Origin of the sequence: [Clostridium] aminophilum (assembly GCF_900101295.1) — a bacterium.
Lineage (GTDB): Bacteria > Bacillota > Clostridia > Lachnospirales > Lachnospiraceae > Clostridium_R > Clostridium_R aminophilum_A.
On sequence record NZ_FOIL01000092.1, the window covers coordinates 1 to 6,106 of the forward strand.

General features: G+C 53.0%; 4 protein-coding genes, 3 tRNA genes and 1 rRNA gene. 6 read left to right on the forward strand and 2 right to left on the reverse strand.

Annotation, left to right across the window (positions count from 1 at the left end):
• Positions 1-320: ribosomal RNA gene (locus BMW41_RS13760) — 23S ribosomal RNA — on the forward strand; the annotation flags it as partial.
• A 347-nt stretch (positions 321-667) separates the two neighbouring features.
• On the opposite strand, the gene BMW41_RS13765 is transcribed toward BMW41_RS13760, so the two are convergent.
• The gene (locus tag BMW41_RS13765) at positions 668-1,291 is read right to left on the reverse strand and encodes an ECF transporter S component (RefSeq protein ID WP_074650772.1); all 624 of its coding nucleotides are present in this window, start codon (positions 1,289-1,291) and stop codon (positions 668-670) included.
• A 384-nt stretch (positions 1,292-1,675) separates the two neighbouring features.
• Here BMW41_RS13765 and BMW41_RS13770 point away from each other — a divergent pair.
• The 3 genes from BMW41_RS13770 (at position 1,676) to BMW41_RS13780 (ending at position 1,960) form a co-directional block, all read left to right on the forward strand.
• Positions 1,676-1,748 (forward strand) — tRNA-Asn (locus tag BMW41_RS13770).
• A 40-nt stretch (positions 1,749-1,788) separates the two neighbouring features.
• A tRNA-Glu gene (locus BMW41_RS13775) sits at positions 1,789-1,860 on the forward strand.
• A gap of 29 nt (positions 1,861-1,889) precedes the next feature.
• A tRNA-Cys gene (locus tag BMW41_RS13780) sits at positions 1,890-1,960 on the forward strand.
• On the opposite strand, the gene BMW41_RS14690 is transcribed toward BMW41_RS13780, so the two are convergent.
• Complete coding sequence (locus BMW41_RS14690) at positions 1,934-2,203, reverse strand: hypothetical protein (protein ID WP_074650774.1); 270 nt, start codon at positions 2,201-2,203, stop codon at positions 1,934-1,936. The genes BMW41_RS13780 and BMW41_RS14690 overlap by 27 nt on opposite strands.
• 144 nt (positions 2,204-2,347) lie before the next feature.
• On the opposite strand from BMW41_RS14690, the gene BMW41_RS13790 reads away from it, so the two are divergent.
• Together BMW41_RS13790 and BMW41_RS13795 are read left to right on the forward strand one after the other, a co-directional pair.
• Complete coding sequence (locus BMW41_RS13790) at positions 2,348-4,183, forward strand: NAD(P)-binding protein (RefSeq protein ID WP_074650776.1); 1,836 nt, start codon at positions 2,348-2,350, stop codon at positions 4,181-4,183.
• Positions 4,177-5,910, forward strand: a complete 1,734-nt coding sequence (locus BMW41_RS13795) for an NADH-dependent [FeFe] hydrogenase, group A6 (RefSeq protein ID WP_074650777.1) — start codon at positions 4,177-4,179, stop codon at positions 5,908-5,910. The genes BMW41_RS13790 and BMW41_RS13795 overlap by 7 nt, the downstream gene beginning before the upstream one ends.
• The last annotated feature ends 196 nt before the right edge of the window (positions 5,911-6,106 follow it).

Consider the following 6,106-nt stretch of genomic DNA (forward strand, 5'->3'; position numbering starts at 1 on the left):
AGCTGGGTTCAGAACGTCGTGAGACAGTTCGGTCCCTATCCGGCGCGGGCGCAGGATATTTGAGAGGAGCCGTCCCTAGTACGAGAGGACCGGGATGGACTGGCCGCTGGTGTATCTGTTAGGAATCAATCCTATGGCAGAGTAGCCAAGCCGGGAGGGGATAAACGCTGAAGGCATCTAAGCGTGAAGCCCCCCTCAAGATGAGATATCCCATTCGAAAGAAGTAAGACCCCTTAAAGAGTATGAGGTTGATAGGGCAGAGGTGGAAGTGCAGTAATGCATGGAGCTGACTGTCACTAATAGGTCGAGGGCTTATCCAGAAGGTTTCAAAAATCGGAATATTTCAATCAGTAAGCAGTTTTGAAGATACATCGTGAGAGGGCATCGCCGTGAGGCGGTGCCCTTTTTTTCATGGGCAACGAGCCATAGCCCGAGCTTGCAGGAGTCCTTGGCGACTGTATTTGCGTCAAAAGCTGGCGATAAATCCGTTAAGTGGATTGCATATAACTGCGAAAGAACAGGATCCAAGAGAAAAGGCTCCAACGGTACGTCGACAGGAATTCCGAAATCCGTCGAGCAGCCCGTTAGAGCCTTTGAATTATTTTACGGCAAAGCGATCCCCGAATGAATCCGATATCAATCGGAGTATAAACATTTCATCAAATGCTTATGCGGCGCCTTTCGTGGAAACTGCTTTTGCTCCGCTCACGTCTACGAAACCGATCCGGAACAGAATCGGGCGAACTGCAAGATAGACGATAACGCCGAGGATGGAATTGATGACGGCATTGATGATCGTCGCGTAGGTGGTAATCGCCAGAAGCGCGTGAATCGCAGATTCCGCCTTCTCAGCATTCGGAGTGAGGATGGTGTACCACAGATATTTGATGGACGGCTCGATGATGCAGTTGGCGCCGAGACCAGCTGCAGCGGAGATCGCGGACCAGCGCATCAGGTAGGATTTCGGATGGTTTTGCGAGATTCTGGCAATGCGGTGTGCCACAAAACCGGCGATCAGGCCGATCAGAAGCTTACAGATAAAGGTTCGAGGCGCAGATGCCGCGTAACCTCCGAGAATGTCAGCGAGCGACAGACCGATTGCGCCGGCAATTCCGCCGCAGGGACCGCCCAGAAGAAGGGCCCCCAGCACAACGAAGGCATTTCCGAGGTGGATCTTCGTCCCTGTCGCGTTAAATGCCGGGAAGACGGCGTATCCGACGAAGCAGAGCGCTGCCATCAGGCCGGTATACGCGATTCTTAACAGATACTGATTCCTTTCATTTGTTCTCATAGTTCTTTCCTTTTTCTCTCTTTCCAAGGAAACACGGAGGATATCGGCGTTCCCTTAACTGTCTCATGGGATTCTGAGCTATGAACCAGCGCTGAATCCATAGCATTTCTATATGATATCTCACAATATAGCATCAGAGTGACAATATAGAAAATGCCAGAAGAGGATAATTTTATATAACCAGATCGAAGTAGCGTGATATTGCAGGGCAAGGACAGCGGAGCTGAGTTCCGGTTTCCGGAAACTAATGTCACTCCGGAATGGTGCCGATAATTTACATAGAAAAGGAGCACGAAGGGAATAGATAAAAATCCTCACATTAGTGCTTGACAGATGAACACTTTTTCGATATACTATCGTTGTTGCTGATATGACAGCAATTATTCCTCTATAGCTCAGTCGGTAGAGCGCGTGACTGTTAATCACGATGTCGTTGGTTCAAGTCCAACTGGAGGAGCTTGTTTTACACCAGATCCTGTGTGTGGGACAATCAATACGGCCCCATGGTCAAGCGGTTAAGACATCGCCCTTTCACGGCGGTAACACCAGTCCGAATCTGGTTGGGGTCATTCGATACTTCGGTATCGCAATAAAAGATGGCGACATAGCCAAGCGGTAAGGCGTGGGTCTGCAACACCCTGATCACCAGTTCAAATCTGGTTGTCGCCTCGAGAAAGAGAAGCTGAGAAGCTTCTCTTTTTTTGTTTCATAGGAAATTTCTCTGAAATTCCCTATGAAACAAAAACGCTCCGCGGACTTTGTTCCGCGAGCAACGAGCCAAAGCCCGTGCTCTGCAAGGTGCTTCACGAGCTCAGCATGAACCGCGTTCCGGCCGTTCAGGCACTTGATAGGGATTCCGTGAGATTCGACCCGGGACGAATCGATATACTTTCTCTTTACCACAATCTCCATAAAGCGTATAATAAATTCAGATAATTCCGTTCTAAATAGTTAATTTAATTACAACCGGCAACTGACAACCCGCGGAGCGGTTTCTTTTTGTTATATTCGGATCCCGATCGGCGAGTGTTTTGAAAATGGGAGGACAACGGGTAAATGAGTCGACTTAGCATCGTAACCCAGGACAAGGCCCAGCAGACGGTGGAAGAGCTGTATAAAGACCTGGAGCGTCGTATTACAGCCAGCCAGCCGGGACTGTGTCCGGTGGATCTGGCATGGTCATTTCTTCATCTGTGCCATGCGCAGTCCTGCGGAAAATGCGTTCCGTGCCGCGTAGGTCTGGGACAGCTGGAACTACTGATCAATTCCGTTCTGGACGGAACCGCAACCATGGAAACGCTGGATCTGATCGAGAAGACGGCAAAGAGTATCTACTATTCGGCCGACTGTGCGATCGGTGCGGAAGGTGCTCACATGGTTCTGCGCGGTCTGGAGGGCTTCCGCGACGATTATGTGGAGCACATCACCAGAAACCGCTGCAAGGGAATGCAGAACCAGCCGGTACCGTGTGTATCACAGTGTCCGGCGCACGTGGATATTCCGGGTTACATCGCATTGGTGCATGAGGGCAGATATCAGGATGCGGTGGATCTCATCCGCAAAGACAATCCGATGCCGGCAGCCTGCGGTCTGATCTGCGAGCATCCGTGCGAAGTCCGCTGCCGCCGCATGATGATCGATGCGCCGCTGAACATCCGCGGATTAAAGCGGTTTGCCGTAGAGCATGAGGGCGAGATCAAGGCGCCGAAACGGATGGAGAAGACCGGAAAGAAGGTTGCCGTCATCGGCGGCGGTCCGTCCGGTCTGTCCGCGGCGTACTATCTCTCCATCATGGGTCACGATGTCACGGTCTATGAGCAGCGTCAGAAACTTGGCGGCATGCTCCGCTACGGGATTCCGTCCTACCGTCTTCCGAGAGAAATCCTGGATCACGAGATCAATGGTATGATGAAATCCGGATTTAAGGCGAAATGCGGTGTCAGCATCGGAAATGACATCAAGATCGAGGATATCCGGAAAAAATATGACGCGATCTATGTTGCCATCGGTGCGCAGACCGACCGAAAAGTGGGAATTGACGGTGAGGATGCCTCCGGTGTAATCTCCGCGGTAGAATTGCTTCGCCGCATCGGTGACGACGAGTATCCGGATTTTACCGGAATGCGTGTTGCGGTCATCGGCGGAGGAAACGTGGCGATGGACGTTGCCAGAACCTCGATCCGCTGCGGAGCAAAGAGCGTACACATTATGTACCGCCGCCGCATCGACGATATGACCGCCCTTCCGGAAGAAGTTCAGGGCGCGATCGCGGATGGCTGTGAGGTTATGGAACTGGATGCGCCGCTTCGCATTGAGAAGGATGAAGAAGGAAAAGTGGCGGCCCTCTGGGTTCGCCAGCAGATGACCAGTTATATCAAGGATGGAAGGCCGTCCGTCAAGGATTCCAGCGAACGTGAAGATATCCGGATGCCCTGTGATCTGGTGCTTGTGGCGGTCGGACAGGGAATCGACTCCCGTAAATTCGGAGAATTCGGTCTGCCGCTGGAGCGAGGCCGGCTTACCGCATTTGACACCAGTCAGATTCCGGACAATGAAGGAATCTTCGCCGGCGGCGACTGCGTGACCGGACCGGCGACCTGTATCCGTGCCATTGCGGCCGGAAAGGTTGCGGCAGCGAATATCGATGAATATCTGGGATATTTCCACGCGATCACGACGGATGTTCAGGTGCCTCCGGTACGCTTCAGCGACAACACGCCGTGCGGCCGAATCAATATGCATGAGCGTCCGGCCGATGAGCGCCGCAATGACTTCAAACTCATGGAACTTGGAATGACGAGAGAAGAGGCCTGTCAGGAGTCTGGCAGATGTCTTCACTGCGATCACTTCGGATATGGAGTATTCAAAGGAGGCAGAGACGCGAAATGGTAAAAGTTACGATCGATGGCAGAGACCTGGAAGTCTCAGAGGGAACTACCATTCTGGACGCTGCCGCTATGGCAGGCATTCATATTCCGACGCTCTGCTTTATGAAGGGATTAAATGAAATCGGCGCCTGTCGTGTGTGCGTCGTGGAAGTGGAAGGCTATGAGAGACTCTTTACCGCCTGTAACAATCCGGTGCAGGACGGAATGCAGATCCATACCAACACCAAGAAGGTGCGTGATGCCCGCAAAACCAATGTGGAGCTGATCCTGTCCGAACACGACACCAACTGCGCGATCTGCAACCGAAGCGGAAACTGTCAGCTGCAGAAAGTGGCGAACAGCCTGAATATCTTCCGGATGCTGTATGAGCGGAATATTCCGCAGAAGAAATCCAATGTGAAATTCCCGCTGATCCGGGATTATGACAAATGCATCAAGTGCATGCGTTGCATTCAGGTGTGCGACAAGATTCAGAACACCAATGTATGGGATCTGGTCAATACCGGCAGCCGTACCACGGTCGATGTGACCGGGTTATACCGTCTGGAAGACGCGGACTGCGTCCTCTGCGGCCAGTGCATTACACATTGTCCGGTCGGTGCGCTCCGTGAGCGCGATGACACCGACCGTGTGCTGGAGGCACTGGAAGATCCGGATCGGATCACGATCGCGCAGGTTGCGCCGGCGATCCGTACCGCATGGGGGGAATCGTTCAAGATCAATCCGGAATTTGCGACTTTCCGCCGTATTGTCGGTGGTCTGCGCAAGATCGGCTTTGACTATGTATTTGACACCGACTTCAGCGCGGACCTGACGATCATGGAAGAGGCAAGCGAACTTCTGGAGAAGGTAAAGCATCCGGAGGGCCAGAAATTCCCGATGTTTACATCCTGCTGTCCGGGATGGGTCCGCTACTGTAAGGCACATTATCCGGAATTTGTCGACAATCTCTCCACCGCCAAGTCTCCGATGGAGATGTTCGGCGCGCTGATCAAGACCTATTATGCGAATCTTCTCGGCGTGGATCCGGCGAAAATCTTTGTGGTTGCGATTATGCCGTGCGTGGCGAAGAAGGCGGAAGCGGAATATCCGAGCATGAAGAATGCGGAAGGCGACCCGGATGTGGATGTAGTGCTGACGACGAGAGAGATCGCGAGACTGATCCGCGCGGACCAGATCGACGTGACATCGCTTCCGGAATCCGATCCGGATCTTCCGCTTGGCGTCGGAAGCGGTGCCGGCAATATTTTCGGTGCCACCGGCGGCGTTATGGAGGCAGCACTTCGCACGGCCTATTATATGGTCAACGGGAAGAATCCGAAGCCGGATGCGTTCAAGAGCGTCCGCGGACAGAAGGGCTGGAAGGAAGAAGAATTCGAGCTCGGCGGAAAGACGCTGAAAGTTGCGGTTGTCAGCGGTCTGGGCAATGCGAACGAGCTGTTAAAGCAGATGAAACAGGGGCGTGTGTCCTATGATTTCGTGGAAGTGATGGCCTGTCCGGGAGGCTGCGTCGGCGGCGGCGGTCAGCCGATCCGCGAAGGATTTGAGATGGCTCCGCTCCGCGCTCCAATCCTTTATATGCAGGACAGCGGAAGCAATCTGAGATTCTCTCACGAAAACCCGTCCATCAAACAGGTTTATCAGGATTTCCTGGGGGCACCGCTCTCGGAGAAGGCCGAAGAACTTCTGCACACCAATCATCATGACTGGCGAATGCCGAACGAGAGATAAGACGACAAAGAGAACTGAACTCAGGCCGGAATTGCTGCCGGGACGTTTCGTTCCGGCAGCAGATTTCGGTCTTTTCGTTTCATAGGAAATTTCTCCGAAATTCCCTATGAAACAAAAACGCTCCGCGAGGATGCGCACGCCGCTGTAAGGAAGCTGTCACCTAACGGTGACCAGCGGCGGCGCGCAAAGTCCGCGG

Excerpts from the sequence above, each read along its gene's own strand:
- BMW41_RS13765 (WP_074650772.1), bottom strand. The coding sequence starts at position 1,291 with ATGAGAACAAATGAAAGGAATCAGTATCTGTTAAGAATCGCGTATACC.
- BMW41_RS14690 (WP_074650774.1), bottom strand. The coding sequence starts at position 2,203 with ATGGAGATTGTGGTAAAGAGAAAGTATATCGATTCGTCCCGGGTCGAA.
- BMW41_RS13790 (WP_074650776.1), top strand. The coding sequence starts at position 2,348 with ATGAGTCGACTTAGCATCGTAACCCAGGACAAGGCCCAGCAGACGGTG.
- BMW41_RS13795 (WP_074650777.1), top strand. The coding sequence starts at position 4,177 with ATGGTAAAAGTTACGATCGATGGCAGAGACCTGGAAGTCTCAGAGGGA.